This window comes from Brucella sp. NBRC 12950, assembly GCF_030268145.1.
Taxonomy (GTDB): domain Bacteria; phylum Pseudomonadota; class Alphaproteobacteria; order Rhizobiales; family Rhizobiaceae; genus Brucella.
The window spans coordinates 1-503 of sequence record NZ_BSQC01000049.1 but is presented as its reverse complement, the minus strand read 5'-3'; the positions used below and the strand labels follow the sequence as shown (position 1 = coordinate 503).

Here is a 503-nt window from a genome sequence, read left to right as displayed (position 1 = left end):
TTTTCACCTTTCCCTCACGGTACTGGTTCGCTATCGGTCATGCACGAGTACTTAGGCTTGGATAGTGGTCTACCCATGTTCAGACAGGATTTCACGTGTCCCGCCCTACTCAAGGACTTAATCTCGTCTTGCGTGTACGGGGCTATCACCCACTCTAGCCAACCTTTCCAGATTGTTCCACTTTACTCAATTAAGCCACTGGCCTGGTCCGCGTTCGCTCGCCACTACTAGCGGAGTCTCGTTTGATGTCCTTTCCTCTGGGTACTTAGATGTTTCAGTTCCCCAGGTTCGCTTCTAACCCCTATGTATTCAAGGTTAGATACCTTATTACGATAACTAGAAAGATGAGATGTTCTTGCCGAAGCGCCAACAGCTCAAATTTTCTAGCTATCTAAGGTGGGTTGCCCCATTCGGAAATCGTCGGATCAAAGGGTATTCGCACCTCCCCGACGCTTATCGCAGCGTATCACGTCCTTCATCGCCTGTGCATGCCAAGGCATCCA

At 49.7% G+C, this 503-nt stretch carries 1 rRNA gene; it reads right to left on the bottom strand.

The features are described from left to right. Positions 1-503 (bottom strand): 23S ribosomal RNA (locus QSJ70_RS27380); the annotation flags it as partial.